The 21814-nt window shown below is 62.4% G+C and carries 16 protein-coding genes and 1 pseudogene; all 17 read left to right on the top strand.

Going from position 1 to position 21814, the window contains the following annotated elements:
* Nucleotides 1-3: 3 nt before the first annotated feature.
* The 17 genes and pseudogenes from INT12_RS17710 to glgX all read left to right on the top strand — a co-directional run bounded on the left by INT12_RS17710 (nucleotide 4) and on the right by glgX (nucleotide 21814).
* Nucleotides 4-1764, top strand: a complete 1761-nt coding sequence (locus INT12_RS17710) for a M91 family zinc metallopeptidase (protein WP_319017412.1) — start codon at nucleotides 4-6, stop codon at nucleotides 1762-1764.
* 22 nt (nucleotides 1765-1786) lie between these two features.
* Nucleotides 1787-1999: pseudogene (locus INT12_RS17705) on the top strand (methyl-accepting chemotaxis protein); the annotation flags it as partial.
* 90 nt (nucleotides 2000-2089) lie between these two features.
* Entirely contained in the window at nucleotides 2090-2551 is a 462-nt protein-coding gene (locus INT12_RS17700) for an SRPBCC family protein (RefSeq protein WP_017846383.1), read from the top strand.
* A 164-nt stretch (nucleotides 2552-2715) separates the two neighbouring features.
* Nucleotides 2716-3426 (top strand): FadR/GntR family transcriptional regulator, encoded by a 711-nt coding sequence (locus INT12_RS17695; protein ID WP_017846384.1) that lies wholly within the window; start codon nucleotides 2716-2718, stop codon nucleotides 3424-3426.
* 112 nt (nucleotides 3427-3538) lie between these two features.
* Nucleotides 3539-4732: an L-2-hydroxyglutarate oxidase gene (gene lhgO, locus INT12_RS17690; protein WP_193040345.1), complete on the top strand. Its 1194-nt coding sequence runs from the start codon at nucleotides 3539-3541 to the stop codon at nucleotides 4730-4732.
* Between the two features lie 82 nt (nucleotides 4733-4814).
* Complete coding sequence (locus tag INT12_RS17685) at nucleotides 4815-6140, top strand: MFS transporter (protein WP_046383588.1); 1326 nt, start codon at nucleotides 4815-4817, stop codon at nucleotides 6138-6140.
* Between the two features lie 151 nt (nucleotides 6141-6291).
* Entirely contained in the window at nucleotides 6292-7545 is a 1254-nt protein-coding gene (locus INT12_RS17680) for a ferric reductase-like transmembrane domain-containing protein (protein ID WP_057004596.1), read from the top strand.
* A 107-nt stretch (nucleotides 7546-7652) separates the two neighbouring features.
* A complete protein-coding gene (locus INT12_RS17675) occupies nucleotides 7653-8099 on the top strand; it encodes a DUF411 domain-containing protein (RefSeq protein ID WP_017846388.1) in 447 nt (148 codons plus the stop codon).
* A 3-nt stretch (nucleotides 8100-8102) separates the two neighbouring features.
* Nucleotides 8103-8546, top strand: coding sequence for a YqaA family protein (locus tag INT12_RS17670; protein WP_017846389.1), 444 nt, complete (start codon nucleotides 8103-8105; stop codon nucleotides 8544-8546).
* A gap of 43 nt (nucleotides 8547-8589) precedes the next feature.
* On the top strand, nucleotides 8590-9603 hold the full coding sequence (locus INT12_RS17665; protein ID WP_193040346.1) for an alpha/beta fold hydrolase: 1014 nt from the start codon (nucleotides 8590-8592) through the stop codon (nucleotides 9601-9603).
* A gap of 26 nt (nucleotides 9604-9629) precedes the next feature.
* Nucleotides 9630-10583 (top strand): D-2-hydroxyacid dehydrogenase family protein, encoded by a 954-nt coding sequence (locus INT12_RS17660; protein ID WP_017846391.1) that lies wholly within the window; start codon nucleotides 9630-9632, stop codon nucleotides 10581-10583.
* A 481-nt stretch (nucleotides 10584-11064) separates the two neighbouring features.
* Nucleotides 11065-12621: a glycogen synthase GlgA gene (gene glgA, locus INT12_RS17655; RefSeq protein WP_079443969.1), complete on the top strand. Its 1557-nt coding sequence runs from the start codon at nucleotides 11065-11067 to the stop codon at nucleotides 12619-12621.
* 19 nt (nucleotides 12622-12640) lie between these two features.
* Nucleotides 12641-14386, top strand: a complete 1746-nt coding sequence (gene treZ, locus INT12_RS17650) for a malto-oligosyltrehalose trehalohydrolase (protein WP_026139954.1) — start codon at nucleotides 12641-12643, stop codon at nucleotides 14384-14386.
* Nucleotides 14383-16467, top strand: a complete 2085-nt coding sequence (gene malQ, locus INT12_RS17645; protein ID WP_193058949.1) for a 4-alpha-glucanotransferase — start codon at nucleotides 14383-14385, stop codon at nucleotides 16465-16467. The genes treZ and malQ overlap by 4 nt, the downstream gene beginning before the upstream one ends.
* Entirely contained in the window at nucleotides 16464-19232 is a 2769-nt protein-coding gene (locus INT12_RS17640; RefSeq protein ID WP_193040348.1) for a malto-oligosyltrehalose synthase, read from the top strand. The genes malQ and INT12_RS17640 overlap by 4 nt, the downstream gene beginning before the upstream one ends.
* A 23-nt stretch (nucleotides 19233-19255) precedes the next feature.
* On the top strand, nucleotides 19256-19525 hold the full coding sequence (locus INT12_RS17635; RefSeq protein WP_017846396.1) for a DUF2934 domain-containing protein: 270 nt from the start codon (nucleotides 19256-19258) through the stop codon (nucleotides 19523-19525).
* 129 nt (nucleotides 19526-19654) lie between these two features.
* Nucleotides 19655-21814 carry a glycogen debranching protein GlgX gene (gene glgX / locus INT12_RS17630; RefSeq protein ID WP_193040349.1) on the top strand — a complete coding sequence of 720 codons (2160 nt, stop codon included), beginning with the start codon at nucleotides 19655-19657 and terminating at the stop codon, nucleotides 21812-21814.

Raw genomic sequence — 21814 nt, 5'->3', positions numbered from 1 at the left:
CACGTGCGTCTCGCTCTCCCTGCGCAGAGCGAGACCGCTCAAGCCGTCGCTTATCCACCTGCCTTCAAAGGGCGCGTTTGGCCCGCCGATCACCGCCGGCACGAAACATTTTGCACCAAGCTTCTCGCCATCCTGCGGAACACTTTCAGCCAACCCACCACGGAATGGGCAGCCCTGATGCGCAATCAGATGCTCATCTCATTGAATGTGAAGGCCCCGCCGATGCTATTTCCTCTCGTTTATTTCGCAGCCACTCATACCCACACGCCACAACCTGCCCCTCGCGATAAACCCTCGCCTTACGATCCCCCATCCGATCTGACGCCAGACGGCAACAACCTCAGAAAACACCCGCTGCACACTGACGGCGACGTGACAATCAGTCGACTCATTGACTGGAATACATCGGACCCCGAAAAACCGGAGATTAAGAGCAGTTGGCTTTTCGTGGAAAGCGGTAACCATTCGGACCGTATCCATGTACGCAGTTGGCCCGGCGACAAGCTGCAAATCCTGATCAACGACAAGCCCTATTTTTTCGACATCAAAGAAAAACAGGGCCCGGAGCAGCACCTCTGGATCGAGACCCAAGGGGGCGATGACACGGTAATAATCGACGATGACGTCAAGCTTCGTGTTGACGTTGAAGGGGGCGATGGCAACGACTACATCCGGGCAGGCGGCGGCCGGAGCAGACTCTATGGCGGGAACGGCAAGGACTTCCTGCAACTGGGCAGTGGTCTCGGCTATGCCGAGGGCAATGACGGCGACGACACCATCCTTGGGGGAAGCGGCCATGCCGTGATGTATGGCAATAAGGGCATGGACCTGCTCATTGCCGGCGACGGTCCCACCACCAAGCAGAGTTATCTGGACGGTGGCGACAACGAAGATGTACTCGTCTCAGGCAGCGGGCATACGGTTTCACATGGCGGCAATGACGATGACCTTCTTATAGGGCGTGACAGTACCACCTTCTATACAGGGAAAGGCCACGACACCATTTTGAATAATCAGCGCAAGGACCGTATCTACGCCAACGCCAGTGATCATTTCGACCGTACCCAAGGCTCGGCTTTCACCGAGGTCAAACCCAGCAACGCCGGCGAGCAGGCGTTCATCGTGAAAGACGGGCACCTGGAGTTCAAACAACGGGTAACCGACGACCTCGAATTCCTGCGCAGTTCGCCGCTAGGCCAACAGACCCTTGCCAAAATGGATGAACTCGCCGTGCTGAACGGCGGCAAAGTCACCATCGAACGAGGTGACTCGGGCAACACGTCATACGTTTTCGGGAGAACTGATCAGGACGAGCTGACACCTGAGGCATACGAAGCTCTCACCCCATCGGAGCAGGGAATCATCCAAAATGGTGTGGCCGGTTTGGGCGCCAATAGTGCCTACATTTTTTATGACCCCCAGTCTACCCGGGAGCGAGCTGACGGTACCTATACAGGGTTTCCCGTAACCGGCCTCTTTCACGAGATTGGGCATGCCTACAATGGCGCCACCGGCACGTTCCTGGCGGGTGAGAGTACCCAACGTCGGGAATCAGGCAGAACGGACGTCGTCCCGCATTTAGAACACCAAGTCGTTGGCCTGCCCAGCGATGCAGAACCTTTTGACCTCGATAACGACCCCGCCACGCCACCAAGCACCATTAATCCAAAACCCTTCACTGAGAACGGTTTGACCGAAGAAATGGGTAAACCGCTTAGGAAAAGTTACCGATTTGATCTCAGTGCTCAGGGGGACGGTCTCTAGTACACCCTTCACACGCCAGCCGGTCAGCCATATCAACAACCTCAGCACCCAGAACGCCACGGCTGCCGAGCAGCAAAGCGCTGTGACCGAGTGGATCAACCGCAGCATGGTCCATATCCGACATATGGTCGAAGAGCGGGTGCAAAGCGGCCATGCCACTGAAACCAATACGCAAAGCCTGCTCAACGCCAATGCCTGGGTGATCGCGCTGATGAGCCGCTTCAAGGTGCAGTGATAAATTTATGAGACACTCCCGTGCAATGCATGGGAGTAGGTCTATCCTGACAGCTCCGGGTGCAGAGTTTCACCACACAGGAGGTGTTCCATGCGCGCTGTCGAGCAGTCGGTCCGCCTGGAGCGGATCAGTCAGGAACGCTTTATCCAAGCGCCTATCGAGGCTGTCTACAACTATGTAACCCAGCCCGATCGCTGGCACGAATGGCACCCGACCTCCCTCAGTGCCGACACCGGCACCACCGGTTCACTCTCCGCCGGCACGCGCTTTACCGAGGTGATCGACCTGCTGGGCGTGCGGGTGCCAATGAGTTACCGCGTGCAGATCGCCCGGCCGCCGGAAGAATTCAAGGCGGTATTCACCTCCCTGGCCGTCGACGGCTCGATTCACTACAGCCTGCACGCCTGTCGTGACGGCACGCTGTTCAAGCGCGTGTTGACCTATGAAACCGAACTGCAACTGGCCGGCTTGCACGAGCGCATGGTGGAGCTGTCCACGGTTGCGCTGGACCAGCTCAAGCAACGCTTGGAAAACCCCGCCTTCGTCGAATAAGCCAACATACCGTCGAGCTTCCGCACGGCCGCGATGCGCCTTAGTCTCGACGGCAAGCCTATCGACCCAACGACCGGACAGCCTGCAAACATCTCCGGCAACATCTTGACAAGGCAAAAGCGTAACCTCTATTGTCTGACAACCTGACTACCAAGGTTTTTTCCATGCTTGAGCTCCAGCGCCCTGACTCGCTCGTTGTACGGGTTGTCAGCGCCATCCGCGCCGAAATCGATTCTGGCCAATTGGCGCCCGAGTCGCGTTTGCCCACTGAACAGCAACTGGCTGAACAACTGAACGTCAGCCGCTCAGTGGTGCGCGAAGCGATTGCCCAACTCAAGGCCGACGGTGTGCTGACAGCCAAGCGTGGCCTGGGCTCATTTATCTCGCAAACCCCTGCGGGTACGGTGTTTCGCTTCCCGGAAAAAAACGGTCGTCGTCCGGACCTGGCGCAGATGTTCGAAGTGCGCCTGTGGATCGAAACCCAGGCCGCCTCGATCGCCGCCCAACGCCGTGATGCCGACGACCTGCAGCGCATGCAGAAGGCGCTGCAGGAAATGCACGACCAGCGCGCCGACTTCGAGGCCGCCGCCCTCGCCGATGTCGAGTTTCATCGCGCCATCGCCGAAGCCAGCAAGAATGACTACTTTGTCGCCTTCCACGACTTTCTGCGCAGCCAGTTGGCCAGTGCGCGCAAAACCGCCTGGGAAAACTCGGCGTCGCGTTTTGCCAGTGGCTCGGCCGACGCCACCCAGGAACACCAGGCGCTTTACCAGGCCATCGCCGACGGTGATGCCCAAGCGGCCGCAGCCAATGCCGAAGCGCACCTGCGCGCAGCGGCCAAACGCCTGCAACTTGAGCTGCCTGCCACGAATTGAATGATCCAAGCTTTGTGCAGCGTGCCTCAGGCACGCCATTTTTTTAACAAAAACATTAGTCTGACAACCTGATAAGCAGACTGAAATGTGCAACCCTTAGGTACTCCAAACCATGATTTACGACTTCTGCATCATCGGCGGTGGCATCGTCGGCCTGGCCACTGCGATGGAGCTGCTCAAACGCCAGCCCAACGCCTCACTGGTGATCCTGGAAAAAGAAGCCTCGCTGGCCAAGCACCAGACCGGGCATAACAGCGGAGTAATTCACGCCGGCATCTACTACGCCCCCGGCAGCCTCAAGGCCGATCTGTGCAAACGCGGCGCCGAGGCCACCAAACGGTTTTGCCGCGAACACGGGATCAAGTTCGAGGTGTGCGGCAAGTTGCTGGTGGCCTCCACGCCCCTGGAAATGCAGCGCATGGAGGCACTTTATGCGCGCTCGCAGTTGAATGAGCTGAAGGTCGAACGCCTGGACGCCGACCAACTGCGCCAGCGCGAGCCCAACATCATCGGTCTGGGCGGCTTGTTTCTCGATGCGACCGGCATTGTCGATTACCGCGAAGTCTGCGAAACCATGGCCCAGGTGATTCGCCGACAAGGCGGTGAGATCTGCCTGGAGCGCACCGTCACCGCCATTTCGGAAGACACCGACAAGGTCACCGTCAACACCCGCGGCGAAGCCTGGCAAGCCAGGCACCTGATGGTCTGCGCCGGCCTGCAGTCGGATCGGCTGGCGACGATGGCCGGAGTCAAGATCGACCACCAGATCATTCCCTTTCGCGGCGAATACTTCCGCCTGCCGGCCTCGAAGAACAACCTCGTCAACCACCTGATCTACCCGATTCCGGACCCGGAACTGCCGTTCCTCGGCGTACACCTGACGCGGATGATCGACGGCAGCATCACGGTCGGCCCCAACGCCGTGCTGGGCCTGGGCCGGGAGAACTACCGCAAGTTCTCGATCAACTGGCGCGACGTGGCGCAGTACGCCAGCTTCCCCGGTTTCTGGAAAACCCTCTGGCAGAACCTGGGTTCGGGCAGCGTCGAGATGAAAAACTCACTGTTCAAGTCCGGCTACCTGGAGCAATGCCGCAAGTACTGCCCGTCGTTGAACCGCGAAGATCTGTTGCCCTATGAAGCAGGCATCCGCGCCCAGGCCGTGATGCGCGACGGCAGCCTGGTCCACGACTTTCTGTTCGCCCAGACGCCCCGCATGCTCCATGTCTGCAACGCGCCCTCACCCGCCGCCACCTCGGCGATTCCCATCGGCGAAATGATCGCCGATCGCATGTTCACACCCGGCTGACACCGCATCCCCGGCCCTTCCCGGGCCATCGCCACAAGCGTCACTTTGACAATAAATATAATGACTCAGAAGGAAGTACAGAATGACGGCAACACCGCATACCGCTGCCCCGGAAACGCCGGCACAAAGCAAAAAACGCCTGCGCAAAGTCGCCGCCGCCACGATCTTCGGATCGATGCTGGAGTGGTACGACTTTTACCTGTACGCCACCATGGCGGCCATCGTGTTCTCGAAGATCTTCTTCGACAACAGCGACCCGAAAACCGCCTCGCTCATGGCCTTTTCCACCTTCGCCATCGGCTTTATCGCCCGCCCCTTCGGCGGCATTCTGTTCGGCTACCTGGGCGACAAGTTCGGCCGCAAACAGGTGCTGGTATTGACCTTCTGCATGATGGGCGTGTGTACCACGCTGATCGGCCTGATCCCCAGCTATGCCTCCATCGGCATCTGGGCGCCGATCATCCTGGTGTTCATCAGGATCATCCAGGGCCTGGGCGCCGGGGCCGAGTTGTCGGGCGCGGCGGTCACTTCCTACGAGCACGCGTCGGAAGGCAAGCGCGGTAGCCAGGGCGCCTGGCCGGCGTTGGGCCTGAACCTGGGCCTGCTCCTGTCGTCATTGACCGTGTACCTGCTGACCATCAATGGCAACGACTTCATGCTGGCAGGCGGCTGGCGTATCCCGTTCATCTGCAGTATCGCGTTGGTGGGCGTCGGCCTGTGGGTGCGCAACAGCATTCCGGAAACCCCGGAGTTCAAGGAGCTGAGCCAGGCACCCAAGGTCGCCAAGCCTTCGCCGCTCAAAGCGCTGTTCAAGAACGATCTCAAGGGGTTGGCGGTGGTGTTCTTCGTAGCCATTGGCTACAACGCCCTGAGCTATATCTTCAAGACGTTTTCCCTGGCCTACCTGACTCAATTCAAAGGCGTCGATGTACACGTCACGTCGCTGTCGGTGACCATTGCCAGCCTTATCGCCATCGTCGCGGTGCCGTGCTTCGGCTGGCTGTGCGACAAATGGAGCAGCAAAAAAGTGCTGGTACTCGGCGGCGTCTGCTCGCTGTTGTTTGCCTACCCGTTCCTGGCCCTGCTCGACACTGGCGACAGCCTGATGATCTACATTGCCATCGGCGTCGGCACCGGCCTGCTCGCTCCCATGATGTTCGCGCCCCAGGGCTCGTTCTTAAGCCGTCAATTCCCGACCCAGACGCGCTCCTCGGGCTTCGGCACCGGCCGCGAAATCGGCACCGCTATCGCCGGCGGCCTGGCACCGCTGGGAGCCTTGTCCCTGGTGGCCGCGTCACCGACCCACGCCACAGGCGGGGTGGTGATTATCCTCGCGATTGCGGCACTGCTGGTGGTGGTGTTCGCCTTGTGCGACCAGGGCCGTAAACACTCGACCTTCAAGAACTGAGCGAAAAACCTCAGTCGACTTCAGCGCGAGGGCCAGGTGTTGGCCTGAGCCCTTGCGCATGACCGACGTCAAGGCCGCTCTTCACGTAACCGGGTAGCCTAAAAATGTGAGATGAGTATTCACTCCCCCGAAGAAACCCTAGGAGCACCCGTTGAAAACCCGTCACTGCCTCGTCGTCCTCTTCCTGATCACGACGTTGACGTTACTCATGGATATACCGGTCAAGACGTGGCTGACCTCAGCGACCCTCAGTTTGCTGCTCGGCACTTGCGCGCTGGTGTACATGGCGGCGTCCTGTGTACTGGCCAGTCGCTGGTCGGTGGTGGAGAACGTGTTTGGCGGCCTGGATCGCGTCTATGAAGTACACAAGTGGTTGGGCATCTGGGCGCTGGTGTTCGCCACGTATCACTTTGTGTTCAAAGCTAACCTGGATGTGTGGAACAGCGTGCCCATCCTCGAGCTGCCCAAATACTGGACGCGCCTCGTCCGTCAACTGAGCTACGTGGCGCTGGGCCTGATCGTGCTGTTGGCGTTGAACCGCAACATTCCTTACAACGTCTGGCGCTGGTGGCACAAGTTGTCTGGCCCGCTGTTCCTGATCGTGATCCTGCACGGGCTGAGTTTCAAATCGCCGATCACCCTGACCGCGCCATCGGGCGTCTGGTTGACCTTGTGCTGCAGCCTGGGCGTCATCGGAGCCCTCTATAAACTGGTGCTTTACCCCTGGGTTGGGCGTGCCGGCGAATACCGGGTGACGGCCGTCAACCGCGCCAACGGCGCGTTGCATTTGACACTGGCGCCAATTCACAAAGGGTTTGACTTCAAGGCCGGGCAATTCGCGTTCCTGGCCATGCAGGTCAAAGGGTTGCGCGAGCCGCACCCCTTCACAATCGCCAGCGCCAACCGTGAAAACGGGCAGATTGCGTTCATGATCAGAGGGTTGGGAGATTACACCAACGCCCTGGCAGACTGCGCCAAGGTCGGCATGCGCGCCGATCTGTATGCGCCTTACGGGCGCTTCAAGCGTGCCGTGCAGGCCGAACGGGAAATCTGGATCGGCGCCGGTGTGGGTATTTCGCCGTTTATTTCCTGGCTGCAAGACCCAGCCGCCAAAGACTTCGACAAAGCCACGCTGGTCTATTGCTTCACGCCCGCGCGCGCCTTCCCGCCGGCCGAACAGGTGCAGACCATGGCCCGCTTACGAGGTGCGCAATTCGTCAGTAATGCCGGCGGCCTCGAACGCTTGGCCGACACCCTGCGCCAAGCCGTGGCCGAGACCGACCCCGACAAAGTGCATATCAGCTTCTGCGGCCCCAAAGGCTTGCTGGTCAAGGTTCGCGAGCTGATGAACGCCCACCGGATTCCACCGGCCAACCTGCACAGCGAACGGTTCGAGTTTCGCTGAAACCACGGGACGCAGGTCAACCCAGCACCTGAAGGGGGTTTGGCGGTGGACGTAAACTGGCATGATAGCGCCCATCCCACAACCTTCTCTGACTTGCGAGACGCCCCATGAAAACCCCATTGCGACTGGCCCTGCTTTCAGCCCTGTTGACCACCGGCCTGGCCCAGGCGGCCGAGCTGATCCCCATCGACGTACACCGCGACGCCAACTGCGGCTGCTGCAAACAATGGATCCGCCATCTGGAAAGCCACGGCTTCAAGGTCAATGATCACGTTGAAACCGATATGAGCGCGGTCAAACAACGCCTCGGCGTCGCGCCGCGCCTGGGCTCGTGCCATACCGCCGTGATCGACGGCAAGTTCGTCGAAGGTCACGTACCCGCCGAGCACGTGTTGGCGCTGCGCAAGCGCGATGATCTGCTCGGTATCGCCGCGCCGGGCATGCCCATGGGTTCGCCCGGCATGGAAATGGACGGCCACGGCGACGCCTACCAAGTCATCGGCCTGACCCGCGACGGTAAAGATGTGGTGGTGGCCGACTACCCGGCACACTGATCGATGCTGACGGGTTACCTGGGGCTGTTTTTTGCGGCGTTCGGCGCCGCCACCCTCCTGCCCTTGCAATCGGAAGCCGTGCTGGTGGGCCTGCTGCTCAGCGGGCATTACAGCCTGTGGTGGCTGCTGGGCATTGCGACGCTGGGCAACGTGCTCGGCTCGCTGGTCAATTGGCTGCTGGGGCGCTCGATCGAGCACTTCAAGGCGCGGCGCTGGTTTCCGGTCAACGCCCGGCAACTCGACAAGGCGCGCCGCCACTACGAACGCTGGGGGCATTGGACGTTATTGCTCAGTTGGGTGCCGATCATCGGCGACCCGCTGACCTTGATCGCCGGGGTGATGCGCGAACCGCTGTGGCGCTTTTTGCTGCTGGTGACCCTGGCCAAGGGCGTGCGTTATGGCGTGCTGGCCGCGCTGACCCTGCACTGGGTGTTAATCCCCACTTAATCGCCTGCAAACAGCATCCGAGCTCCCCACTCGGAGCCCCGCCATGCCTCTACTGCGCACCTTTTGCGTTGCCGGCCTGCTCGCCGCCGGCGCAGCGCCCGTATTCGCCGCCACCGAAGGCCCCAGCTACGGGCCTGAACTGCAGGGTTTCCAATACCCTTATCCGGTTCAACACTTCCGTTTTCAGTCCCAGGGCAAATCCCTGCACATGGGCTACATGGACATCCCGGCCAACGGCACAGCCAACGGTCGCAGCGTGGTGCTGCTGCACGGCAAGAACTTCTGCGGCGCCACATGGGAGGGTTCGATCAAGGCGCTGAGCGACGCCGGTTACCGCGTGATCGCACCCGACCAGATCGGCTTCTGCACCTCGAGCAAGCCCGACAGCTACCAGTACAGCTTCCAGCAACTGGCGATCAATACCCACCAACTGCTGGAAAAACTCGGCATTCAGAAGGTCACCCTGCTCGGCCACTCCACCGGCGGCATGCTCGCCACCCGCTACGCGCTGCTGTACCCAGAGCAAACCGAGCAACTGGCGCTGGTCAACCCGATCGGCCTGGAAGACTGGAAAGCCCTCGGCGTGCCTTATCGCAGCGTCGACCAATGGTACGAACGCGAATTGCAGGTGAGCGCCGACGGCATCCGCAGCTACGAGCGCGACACCTACTACGCCGGCCACTGGAAGCCCGAATACGAGCGCTGGGTACACATGCTCGCCGGCATGAACAAAGGCCCCGGCCACACCCAGGTGGCATGGAACTCGGCGCTGATTTACGACATGATCTTCACCCAGCCGGTGTACTACGAGTTCAAGGACCTGCAGGTGCCCACGCTGCTGCTGATCGGCACCAGCGACACCACCGCCATCGGCAAAGACCTCGCGCCGCCGGCGGTGAAGGCAAAGATCGGGCACTACGCGGTGCTGGGCAAACAGGTAGCCAAGTTGATCCCCCGCGCCACCCTGGTGGAATTCCCCGGCCTGGGTCACGCACCGCAGATGGAAGAACCGGCGCAGTTCCACAAGGCCTTGCTGCAGGGGCTCGACCACCTTTAATCCAACGTTATAAGAGGCGCCCGCGTATGTCGCTACAGATTGCAGTCATTGATGATTGGCAGGACGTCGCCCGTGATGTGGTGGACTGGTCAGCCCTGGCGGCGCTCGGTCAGGTGCATTTTCTGCATGATTACCCGGCGGACACCGCCACGATGGTCGAGCGCCTGAAAGGCTTCGACGTGATCTGCGTGATGCGCGAACGTTCGACCTTCGATAGCCCGTTGCTGCAAGGCCTGCCCAACCTCAAGCTGCTGGTGACCGGTGGCATGCGCAACGCCGCCATCGACCTTGCCGCCGCCAAAGCCCTGGGTATCCAAGTGTGCGGCACCGACAGCTATAAACACGCGGCACCGGAGCTGACGTGGGCGTTGATCATGGCGTCCACGCGCAACCTGTTGGCCGAAGCCAATTCCCTGCGCGCCGGCCACTGGCAGGTGGGCCTGGGCGGCGACCTGCATGGCCAGACCCTGGGGATCCTGGGGCTGGGCAGCATTGGCCAGAAGGTCGCGCAATTTGCCCAAGTGTTCGGGATGCGGGTGATTGCCTGGAGTGAAAACCTTACACCGCAACGCGCGGCGGAATCCGGGGTGACGTGGGTCAGCAAGCGCGACTTGTTCGCACAGGCCGATATTCTCACCATCCACCTGGTCCTCAGCGAGCGTAGCCGTGGGCTGGTGGATGCCGAGGCGCTCGGCTGGATGAAGCCGACGGCACGCCTGGTCAATACGGCACGCGGGCCGATCGTGGACGAACCGGCGTTGCTGGAGGCCTTGAGCAACGGCCGCCTGGCGGGAGCAGCGCTGGATGTGTATGCCGAAGAGCCACTGCCGGTCGATCATCCGTTGCGCCGTTTGCCTAACGTGCTGGCCACTCCCCACGTCGGGTATGTCAGCGAGCAGAATTACCGGCAGTTCTATCAGCAGATGATTGCCGATATCCAGGCTTGGGCCGCGGGCACGCCCATTCGCGTGCTCGGCTGACGCACCAATTCAGCGCACGCGCACTGCTGTGACGAGGCGCCTGCTCCCGAAACGCCCCTGAAGCGGGGCGCCAGCCCACCAACCGGACCGAGCGCCCTCGCTACGCACTGTCCGCGGATCGCCAGGCGCCCACACCGTGTTCCAACGTCGCATATCGTTACAAGTTTTTTTGTCCTACAAAATTTCCACATAAACCCTACAGTCTTTAGGATTTGTCCTAGACTCAAGCTCGATGGGTCCGTTCAAAAACAAAAGCCCCGCAAAAAATCGAAACTTTCAAACTCTGCCGTAGGTCAGGTTTAGGGTAAGGCGTGCATAAGCGGTTCAGACCGAATGCCCGTCCATCCAATCTATTTCAGCTAACCGTGCAACTGGCACAAGCCTTGCCAGTTTGTATAGCGCTTGTGCGTCTGGCCGCAGGAAGCGGTCTTCGGAGCTAGTGGCAGCGGGCCACTAGCCAACCAACATGTGGGAGAGAACTATGATCAGTGCCGCAGTAGAAACTCAGGGAGAGCGTTTTAGTAAATCGGCAGGGGGGCCAACATCGTTGGTCGATCTGCCCAATGCTGTGCGGCCGGTCGTGAGTCATAACCCCAATCGAAAGAAAGTCTTGTTCGTCACTTCCGAATTTGCCGACCTGGTCAAGACCGGCGGCCTAGGCGATGTTTCCGCCGCCCTGCCCCGCGCCATGGGGCACTTGCACGATGTGCGTGTGCTGATCCCCGGTTACCCGCAGGTGATGGAAAGCGACAACCCGATCCATATCATCGGCGAACTGGGTGGCCACGCCGCGCTGCCGCCATGCAAGATCGGGCGCATGGACCTCAAGGATGGCCTGGTTATCTATGTACTGATCTGCCCCGAACTGTACGAGCGCGAAGGCACGCCCTATGGCGCCAACAACGGCCGCGACTGGCCGGACAACCACATCCGCTTCGCGCGCCTGGGCCTGGCCGCTGCCGACATGGCCGCCAACCTCGCCCAGATCCACTGGTGCCCGGACCTGGTGCATGCCCACGACTGGCCCGCCGGCCTGGCCCCCGCCTATATGCACTGGCGTGGGTCACGCACACCGACCCTGTTCACCATCCACAACCTGGCGTACCAGGGCGTGGTCAGCCTGGCCTCCACGCCGGAGCTGGGCATTCCGCCCCATGCGCTGCAACAGGAAGGCATGGAGTTCTACGGCAAGATGTCGTTCCTCAAGGCGGGGATGGCTTACTCCAGCCACATCACCACCGTGAGCGCCACCTACGCCCAGGAAATCACCACCCCGGAATTCGGCTGCGGTCTGGACGGCTTCCTCGCCAGCAAGACCCAGCAAGGCTTGCTCAGCGGCATTCCCAACGGCATCGATGAAAGCTGGGAAGCCTCCACCGACACGCACCTGACCCACAACTTCAATATCGGCGATTGGGAAGGCAAGGCAGTCAACGCCGCCCACGTGCGCAACCTGTTTGGCCTGCATGACTCAACCGGCCCGCTGTTCGCCGTGGTCTCGCGGCTGGTCTATCAAAAAGGCCTGGACCTGACCGAAGCGGTCGCCAGCTTTATCGTCGAGAACGGCGGCCAGATCGCGATCATCGGCCGTGGCGAGCCGGAAGAAGAACAGGCCATGCGCGAACTGGCGCTGCGCTTCCCGGGCCAGGTCGGTGTACGCATCGGCTTCAACGAAACCGACGCCCGCCGCATGTTTGCCGGCAGCGACTTCCTGCTGATGCCGTCGCGCTATGAACCGTGCGGCTTGAGCCAGATGTACGCGCAGCGCTTCGGCTCGCTGCCGGTGGCGCGCAACACCGGCGGCCTGGCGGACACCATCGAAGACGGCGTCACCGGGTTCCTGTTCAACGAGTCCACCGTGGACAGCTACCGCGAAGCCCTGAACCGTGCGTTCAAAGTGTTCGCCTACCCAGGCCTGCTCAATGCCATGCGCTGCCGGGCGATGACCCAACCGTTCAACTGGTGCCAGGCGGTCGAACCCTATGCCGAACTGTATGAACAACTGGTGGCCAAGGCGCTGGGGAAATCGACTAAATAATCAAGGGAGGTCTTCATAGATGCCGTTACGGACTCTGGAAACCTGGCCCCACGGCGCAATCATGCTGGACGCGCAACACACGCGTTTCGCCTTGTGGGCGCCCGACGCGTTTTATGTCAGCGTTGAATTGCAAGATGGCCGCTCGGTCGCCATGCTGCCCCAGGCAAATGGCTGGTTCGAAACGGAGATAAAGTGCCCCGCAGGCACGCGCTACCGCTACAACATCGATGGGGAAATGGATGTCCCCGATCCCGCATCCAGGGCCCAGGCCTCGGACGTGCATGGCTGGAGCCTGGTGGTCGACCCGCTCGCCTATGAATGGCGACACCACCCATGGCAGGGCCGCCCCTGGCATGAAGCGGTGATCTACGAACTGCATGTCGGCGCGCTGGGCGGCTTCGCAGCCGTCGAGCAGCACCTGCCACGCCTGGCCGAACTGGGCGTTACCGCGATTGAGTTGATGCCCCTGGCGCAATTCCCCGGCGAGCGCAATTGGGGCTACGACGGCGTGCTGCCCTACGCGCCGCACGCCGCCTACGGCAGCCCCGAACAGCTCAAGCATCTGATCGACAGCGCCCATGAACACGGGCTCGCGGTCTTGCTCGACGTGGTCTACAACCACTTCGGCCCCGATGGCAACTACCTGGGCCAGTACGCCAAAGACTTCTTCCAGCAAGATGTGCATACGCCATGGGGCGCCGGCATCGACTTCGCGCGGCGTGAAGTGCGGGACTTCTTTCTGGACAACGCCCTGATGTGGCTGCTCGACTACCGCTTCGACGGCCTGCGCCTGGACGCGGTACACGCCATCGACAACCCCGGTTTCCTGCGGGAACTGGCGCACCGGGTGCGCCAGCAGGTCGACATCGGTCGTCATGTTTGGCTGGTGCTGGAAAACGAACTGAACCAGGCCAGCCTGCTGAAACACGATTTCGATGCGCAATGGAACGACGACTTCCACAACGTATTGCATGTGCTGCTGACCGGCGAAACCGATGCCTACTACAGCGACTTTGCCCAAGCGCCTACCGCCAAACTCGCACGTTGCCTCAGCGACGGCTTTGTCTACCAGGGCCACACCACGCGCCACGGGCATGCACGCGGCGAACCCAGCAGCGGCTTGCCGCCCACCGCCTTCGTGGCGTTCTTGCAGAACCACGACCAGATCGGCAACCGCGCCCTCGGCGAACGCCTGCACCAACTGTGTTCGCCCCAGGCGCTGAAGGCGGCGACCACCTTGCTACTGATGTCGCCGATGATCCCGTTGCTATTCATGGGCGATGAAGTCAACGCCAGCGAGCCGTTTCTGTTTTTCACTGACCACCATGGCGAACTGGCTGAAGCGGTACGCGAAGGACGTCGCAATGAATTCGCCGATTTCGCCGCGTTCCACGACCCCGAGCGGCGCGAGCGGATTCCCGATCCCAACGCGCTGCCGACCTTCGAGCAATCGGCGCCGTCGTTCGCCGCCAACGAACACACCGAGTTCTATCGCCACCTGCTGCGCCTGCGCCACCAGCATATCGTGCCGCACCTGCCCGGCAGCGTGGCCCTCGGTGCGCAGGTGCTGGCAGACCGCGCTGTCAGTGCGCGTTGGCGCCTGGGCAACGGCAGCCTGTTACAGATCGACCTGAACCTGAGTGCCACGGCCCTGGATCACCCCGCTGCGCAGCATGTGCTGTTCCAAACGCCAGCGCATGACCACGCGCACCTGGCGCCCTTCAGCGCACGCGTTACCCTATCCCCTGTTGGAGAGCACCCTTGAGCGAAGCGAACCTGGAAATCCTCGCCGGCCGAGCGGGCCTGGCGGTCGATTGGATCGACGCAAACGGCCGCCCGCAACGTGTCAAACCGGACGCCCTGCGCGCCGTCCTCAAAGGCCTGGGCCACCCGGCCGACAGCGATGCCGAGATCGGCGCCAGCCTGCGAGACCTGGAGCAAGTGCAACAGGACAAACACCTGCCGCCCTTGCTCACCGTCGACAGTGGCGAAGGCCTGGACCTGGCGCGCTACTTCGCGCCCGACACCGTCTGCCGGGTCAGCCTCGAGGAGGGCGAAGTCCTCGAATTACGCCTCGACGGCAACGCAGTACTGCCCGGCGTGATCGCCCTCGGCTACCACCAAGTGCATATCGCCGACCAGGCCTTCACCCTGGCCGTGGCCCCTCGTCACTGCTACAGCGTCGCCGATGCCGTCGACAGTCAAACCCCACGTGCCTGGGGCCTGAGCGCCCAGTTGTACGCCCTGCGCCGCCTCGGCGACGGCGGGTTCGGCGACACCCTGGCGCTGGAACACCTGGCCCGCTCGGCCGCCGAACGCGGGGCCGACGCCCTGGCGATCAGCCCGATGCACGCGATGTTCAGCGCCGACCCCGAGCGCTACAGCCCGTACTCGCCGTCGAGCCGCCTGTTTCTCAATAGCCTGTACGCATCGCCCGGCTGCATCCTGGGTGAGCGCCAGGTGCGCAATGCCATCGAGGCCTGCGGTCTGGCCGACGAGCTGCACACCCTCGAACAACACACCCTGATCGACTGGCCCACCGCAGCCAAGGCCAAACACCGCCTGTTGCGTGCCCTGTACGACGACTTCCGCCACGGTCAACACCCGCAACACGCCGACTTCCTCAGTTTCCGCCAAGCGGGCGGTGAAGCCCTGGAGAACCACTGCCGTTTCGAAGCGGTCCAGGCCGCGCGCGCCGCCGCTGGCGAAGACCTCGACTGGCGCCATTGGCCAGAGCAATGGCGCAGCCCGCAAAGCCCGGCACTCCTGCGCTTCGCCGAGGAAAACCGCGAGGACATCGGCTTCTACGCCTTCGGCCAATGGCTGATCGCGCGCTGCCTGGAACGCGCCCAACAAGCCGCCCGAGGCAGTGGCATGAGTATCGGCCTGATCGCCGACCTGGCCGTCGGCGCCGACGGTGGCGGCAGCCAGGCCTGGAGCCGCCAGGACGAATTGCTCGCCGGCCTGACCGTCGGCGCGCCGCCGGACATTCTCAACCGCGCCGGCCAGGGCTGGGGCATCTCCGCCTTCGCCCCGGAAGGCCTCAAGCGCCATGGCTTCCGTGCGTTTATCGAGATGCTGCGGGCCAATTTCGCCCACGCCGGCGGCTTGCGTATCGACCATGTGATGGGCCTGCAACGCCTGTGGGTGATGCCCATGGATGCCTCGCCCCAGGACGGCGCCTACCTGTATTACCCGGTGGACGATCTGTTGCGTCTGCTGGCGCTGGAATCGCACCGCCACCAGGCCATCGTCCTCGGCGAAGACCTCGGCACCGTGCCCGACGGCCTGCGCGACAAACTCATCGGCCGCTCGATTCTGGGCATGCGCGTGCTGCTGTTCGAACAGGGTCATGATGGCCAATTCAAGCCGATCCTCGACTGGCCGGACAACGCCCTGGCCACCACCAGCACCCACGACCTGCCAACCCTCAATGGCTGGTGGCACAGCCGCGACATCGACTGGAACGTCCAGCTCGGCCTGATCGACGCGCCCACCACGGAGCAATGGCGCGAGCACCGCCTGCGCGAACGCCAGGCACTGCGCCAGGCCTTGAGCCAGGACCCGCAGAACTTCGTCGATGAAGTGCGCAATGAAACCGACCACATGATCGACGCCAGCGTGCGCTACCTCGGCCACACCCGCGCGCCGCTGGTGCTGCTGCCGCTGGAAGATGCCTTGGGCCTCGAAGAACAAGCCAACCTGCCCGGCACCGTCGACACCCACCCCAATTGGCGCCGCCGCCTGCCGGGTGAGGCGGCGAGCCTGCTCGACAACGCGGGGGCCGCGCGCCGCCTGGAACTGCTGGCGGTGGCGCGCAATCAAGCCCATGAGCGTGACCGATGAAGGCTCTGCCCCTGCGCGCTACCCAGCGCCTGCAGTTTCATAAAGGGTTCACCCTCGATGACGCGGTGGCTCTGGTGCCGTACTTTGCCCGGCTGGGCATCAGCCATCTGTATGCCTCACCGCTGCTCAGTGCCCGCGCAGGTTCCATGCATGGCTATGACGTGGTCGACCCCACCACCGTCAACCCGGAGCTGGGCGGCGAAGCGGCGTTGCGCCGCCTGGTGGCCGCCCTGCGCGAACACGACATGGGGCTGATCCTCGATATCGTGTCCAACCACATGGCCGTGGGCGGCGCCGATAACCCCTGGTGGCTGGACCTGCTGGAGTGGGGCCGGTTGAGTCCCTACTGCGAATTTTTCGACATTCAATGGCACTCGCCCGACCCGCTGCTCAAGGGCCAATTGCTCGTGCCGTTCCTCGGCTGCGACTACGGCGAAGCCCTGCAAGCCGGCACGTTGACCCTGCACTTCGACGCCGCGCATGGCAGTTTTTCCGTCGAGCACTACGAACACCGCTTCCCGATCTGCCCACAAGATTACGCGACGATTCTGGGCGCCGATGAACTGCTCAAGCCCCTCGCCGACCGCTTCAGCACCCTCGCCTACCAGAGCGATGCCTACGCCGAAGCGGCCTGGCTCAAACAAGCCCTGGCCGAACGCGCCACCGACAACGCCGTGCGGCAGGCCATCGAACAGCGGCTGGGCACCTTCGACGCACGTCAGCCAGAAGGTTTCCAGCGCCTGCACGGGCTGTTGGAGCAACAGGCCTATCGCCTGGCCAGTTGGCGCACCGCGGCGGACGATATCAACTGGCGGCGCTTCTTCGATGTCAACGATCTGGGCGGCCTGCGCGTAGAACGCAGTGCCGTGTTTGAAGCCACCCACGGCAAGATTTTCGAGTTGATCAGCCAGGGGCTGGTCGATGGCCTGCGCATCGACCATATCGACGGGCTGGCCGACCCACGCGGGTATTGCCGCAAGCTGCGGCGGCGGGTCGATACGCTGTCGCCCGAGCGTCACCTGCCGATTTTCGTCGAAAAAATCCTCGGCGAAGGCGAAACCCTGCGCGAGGACTGGCAGGTGGACGGCACCACCGGCTACGAATTCATGAACCAGCTGTCGCTGCTGCAACACCGCCCGCAAGGCTTCGCAACGCTGGCCGAGCTGTGGACCCGGCACAGCGAACGGCCGTCGGCCTTTATCGAAGAAGCCTGGCTGGCGCGCCGGCAGATCCTCAACGGTTCTCTTGCCGGCGACTTCGAAAGCGTGGCCCAGGCCCTGCTGCAAGTGGCCCGCGACGACGTGATGAGCCGCGACCTGACCCTCGGCGCGATCCGCCGCGCCCTGCAGGAACTGATCGTGCATTTCCCGGTGTACCGTACCTACATCAGCGCCTGTGGCCGCAGCGAACGCGACGACACGTTTTTCCTGCAAGCCCTGGCGGGCGCGCGCAGCACCTTGAGCGAAGGCGACTGGCCGGTGCTGGACAACCTGGAAAAATGGTTGGGCGGCCAACCGTGGCGCAATCGCCCGCTCGGCCGCGAGCGCAAGCTGCTCAAGCATGCCTGCGTGCGCTTCCAGCAATTGACCTCGCCGGCCGCCGCCAAAGCCGTGGAAGACACCGCGTTCTATCGCTCGGCGGTGTTGCTGTCGCGCAACGACGTGGGCTTCAGTACCGAACAGTTCAGCGCACCGCTGGCCGATTTTCACGCGGCCAATCAGCAGCGCTTGCAGGCGTTCCCCGACAACCTGCTGGCCACCGCCACCCACGACCACAAACGCGGTGAAGACAGCCGCGCCCGCCTCGCCGTGTTGAGTGAGTGCGCAGGGTGGTATGCCGAACAGGTGACGCATTGGCGCCGCCTCGCCGCGCCGTTGCGCAACGACGCCAGCAGCCCATCGGCAGGCGATGAGTTGATCCTCTATCAGGTACTGCTCGGCAGTTGGCCGCTGGACCTGCACCTGGACGACCGGCCGGCACTCGAGGCCTATCAACAACGCCTCTGGCAATGGCAACAAAAGGCCCTGCGCGAAGCCAAGTTGCAGAGCAGTTGGAGCGCGCCCAACGAGGCTTACGAACAGGGCGTGGAAACGTTTCTCACGCGCCTGCTGCTCAGCGACGCAGGCCGCGCACTGCGCACCGCCATCGGCGCCGCCGCCCAAGCGATTGCCCCCGCTGGCGCGCTCAATGGGCTGGCGCAATCCTTGCTTCGAGTCACAGTGCCGGGTGTGCCGGACCTGTACCAGGGCAATGAGTTCTGGGACTTCAGCCTGGTCGACCCGGACAACCGCCGCCCGGTGGATTTCAACGCACGGCAGCACGCGCTGGATACCCCACCGGACATCGGCAAGCTGTTGTTCAACTGGCGGGACGGGCGTATCAAACAAGCCTTGATCGCCCAGGTGCTGGCCTTGCGCAAGGCCCATCCTGAACTGTTCCATCGGGGCAGCTACACGCCCCTGGACGTGGTCGGTCGACACGCCGAGCACGTGGTCGCGTTCTGCCGCGAATACCACGGCAAACGCGCACTGGTGGTGGTGCCGCGCTGGCCCTATCGCCTGCTGGAAAACGGTGTGCATCCCCAGGTCAATGCGCGGGTTTGGGGCGATACCCGAGTGAAATTACCGTTCGCCGCGCCAACCGAAAACTGGAAGGGACTTTTTCATACACGCGCAGTCACACCAGACAAGGAGCTGTTGATCAGCACTGCGCTGGGGGATTTCCCGGTCAACGTCTTTATCGATCCTGATGATCAATCAAGCTGAAATTTTCTGCGAGGAACATTGTGATGAGTACTGAAGACAAACGTGTTCGCGAATTCGCGTATCAGATCTGGGAATCGGAGGGCAAGCCGCAAGGTCAGGATGCGCGCCATTGGGAAATGGCCCGCAAGTTGGCAGAAGCCGAAGCGCTGACGCCCAGCAAGCCCAAACCCGCCGCCAAACCGAAAACCGCGCCCAAGCCGGCAGCAAAAGCCAAGCCGCCGGCAGCGGCCGCAGGCAAACCGGCCACGCCGGCGGCTAAAAAGCCGGCGGCCACAAAAAAGCCCAAGCCGTAAGCCCTGTGCCGTCATGAACCTCCGGCCGGCAACCCCGGCCGGAGGTCAGCCACTTGCCCGATTATTAGCTGACCCCTCGTCAGCAGGGCTACGTTCGGCCCGAAAAAAGACCCATGCAGGAGCAACACAATGAGCAAAGCCGATAAAAAACAGGCCCCCCCGGCCCACGAACCATCGCGGATTCGCGAAGGTTTGCCCTTCCCCCTGGGGGCGACCTGGGACGGCCTGGGTGTCAACTTTGCCCTGTTCTCGGCCAACGCCACCAAAGTCGAGTTGTGCCTGTTCGACAACGCCGGCGTGGTCGAGCTGGAACGTATTGAACTTCCCGAATACACCGATGAAATCTTCCACGGCTACTTGCCCGACGCCCACCCCGGGCTGATTTACGGCTACCGTGTGTACGGCGCGTATGACCCGGCCAACGGCCACCGTTTCAACCACCACAAATTGCTGATCGACCCCTACGCCAAACAGCTGGTGGGTGAACTCAAATGGTCCGAGGCGCTGTTTGGCTACACCATCGGCCACCCCGACGACGACCTCAGTTTCGACAAACGCGACAGTGCGCCCTTCGTGCCCAAGTGCAAGGTCATCGACCCAGCGCACACCTGGGGCGACGACCAACCGGTGCGCGTGCCATGGGACCGAACGATCATTTATGAAACCCACCTGCGTGGCATCAGCATGCGTCACCCCTCGGTCGGCGAGGCCGTGCGCGGCACCTGCGCCGGGCTGATGGAAGACGATCTGCTCAAGCACATCCGCCAGTTGGGTATTTCTTCCGTGGAACTGTTGCCGGTACACGCCTTTGTCAACGACCAGCATTTGCTGGAAAAAGGCATGACCAACTACTGGGGCTACAACAGCATCGCCTTCTTCGCCCCGGACCCGCGCTACCTGGCCAGCGGCAAGATCGCCGAGTTCAAGGAGATGGTCGCGCACCTGCACGAAGCCAAGCTGGAAGTGATTCTCGACGTGGTCTACAACCACACCGCCGAAGGCAACGAGCGCGGCCCGACCCTGTCCATGCGCGGCATCGACAACGCTTCCTACTACCGCCTGATGCCGGACGACAAGCGCTTCTATATCAATGATTCCGGCACCGGCAACACCCTCGACCTGAGTCACCCGTGCGTGCTGCAGATGGTCACCGACTCCCTGCGTTACTGGGCCACCGAGATGCACGTCGACGGTTTCCGCTTCGACCTGGCGACCATCCTCGGCCGTTATCGTGACGGGTTCGACGAGCGCCACAGTTTCCTCGTCGCCTGCCGTCAAGACCCGGTGCTGCGCCAGTTGAAACTCATCGCCGAACCCTGGGACTGTGGCCCCGGCGGCTATCAGGTGGGCAACTTCCCGCCGGGCTGGGTGGAATGGAACGACCGCTTCCGCGACACCGTGCGCGCCTTCTGGAAAGGCGATGACGGCCAGCTGGCGGACTTCGCCGGGCGCATGACCGCATCCGGCGAGATGTTCAACCACCGTGGCCGCCGGCCTTACAGCTCGGTGAACTTCATCACCGCCCACGACGGTTTCACCCTGCATGACCTGGTGTCGTACAACGACAAGCACAACGAAGCCAACGACGAAAACAATCAGGACGGCAGCAACAACAACCTGTCCTGGAACCATGGCGTCGAAGGCCCCACCGACGACCCGGAAATCAACGCCCTGCGCCTGCGCCAGATGCGCAACTTCTTCGCCACCCTGCTGCTCGCCCAAGGCACGCCGATGCTGGTGGCCGGGGATGAGTTCGCGCGCACCCAGCACGGCAACAACAACGCCTACTGCCAGGACAGCGAGATCGGCTGGGTCAACTGGGAGCTGGACGATGACGGCAAGGCGCTGCTCAAGTTCGTCAAGCGCGTGATCAAACTGCGCATGACGTACCCGATCCTGCGCCGTGGCCGCTTCCTGGTGGGCGACTACAACGAAGACATCGGCGTGAAGGACGTCACCTGGCTCGCGCCGGATGGCAACGAGATGAGCACCGAACAGTGGGAAGACAGTCACGGCCGTTGCCTGGGCATGCTGATGGATGGCCGCGCCCAGGAGACCGGGATTCGCCGTCCGGGTGGCGATGCCACGTTGTTGCTGGTGGTCAACGCCCATCACGACTTGGTCAATTTCCGCCTGCCCCCCGTGCCGGAAGGCCAGTTCTGGACCTGCATGCTCGACACCCATGACACGACGATACGCGGGCAGGAACGCTTTGATTTCCACCATGAGTACGCGGTCACCGGGCGCTCGCTGCTGCTGTTTGAACTGCAGCACGACGAAGAGGTGTGA

The organism is Pseudomonas sp. K8 (assembly GCF_014889455.1).
In the GTDB taxonomy this organism is placed as follows: domain Bacteria; phylum Pseudomonadota; class Gammaproteobacteria; order Pseudomonadales; family Pseudomonadaceae; genus Aquipseudomonas; species Aquipseudomonas veronii.
Note: the sequence above shows the minus strand (reverse complement) of the source record. Positions and strands in the feature narration are given on the sequence as shown.